Below are 855 nucleotides of genomic sequence, written 5' to 3'. Positions count from 1 at the left end.
CGCGCAGCGCGGTCGCGAGCAGGTCGGCGGTCGAGGTGGTCGTCGGCGCCGCCTGCGCACCCCGCATCGCCCCCTCGATGAGTCCGGCCGTGGCGGCATGCGCCTGCACCAGCACCTGGACGCCGAGCTCACGGGTCTCGTCCTCGACGTCGACGTCGCCGCCGGCGCCCGTCACGGCATGGGCCGCTCGCGGCGCGGCGGCGAGGAGAAGCACCACGCTCGCGTCGACCTCAGCGCTGCCGACGCCGCTCGCGTAGGCCGGCGCGACCTGGGCGACGAGCCGAGGCAGGTCGTCGGGGCGCTCGAAGCCGAGCCGAGCGGCGAGGCAGGCGACGGGTACGCTGCGGGCGACGGTCGCGACGACCTCGATGCCGACTGCCCCTCCGGCCTCACGCACGATCGCGCGGGTCCGGGATGCCGCGTCGGCGGCGAGCTCCACCGGATCGAGCCGCGCCAGGGTCTGCTCGATCGCGCGTCGGCGTCGGTCGTGCACGTCCCCGTTCACGAAGCGGGAGGCACGCGAGCGGAACCTGCCGAACGGACCGGCCGCCGCGGCATCCGCCTCGGGCACGGCGAACCGGGAGTCGTGGAGGATTCGCGCCACGTCGCGCCGATCGAGGACGTCATCCATCCTGCAACGGTAGGTCGGCAACGGTTCGTCGCACGCCGAAGTGTGCCGGTCGTATCGTTGAGGCATGCACGGAGACGCCGACCTCGCCACGCCCGCACGGCTCATGGGTGAGCCGGCGCGTGCGGCGATGCTCGTGGCCCTCCTCGACGGCCGGTCGCTGCCCGCCGGCGAGTTGGCCGCCATCGCGGGCGTGCGACCGCCGACCGCGAGCGCCCACCTGGCGC

At 75.2% G+C, this 855-nt stretch carries 2 protein-coding genes; one reads left to right on the top strand and one right to left on the bottom strand.

Annotated elements, in window-relative coordinates; all coding sequences use genetic code 11:
* Positions 1 to 631 (bottom strand): cytochrome P450 family protein (locus AC1DY2_RS20230; protein WP_476764042.1); only part of this gene is annotated, 631 nt, incomplete at its 3' end.
* A 64-nt stretch (positions 632 to 695) separates the two neighbouring features.
* Here AC1DY2_RS20230 and AC1DY2_RS20225 point away from each other — a divergent pair.
* On the top strand, positions 696 to 855 hold a 160-nt coding region (locus AC1DY2_RS20225; RefSeq protein ID WP_476764043.1), incomplete at its 3' end, for an ArsR family transcriptional regulator.

This window comes from Agromyces sp. P1_H4, assembly GCF_056405255.1.
Note: the sequence above shows the minus strand (reverse complement) of the source record. Positions and strands in the feature narration are given on the sequence as shown.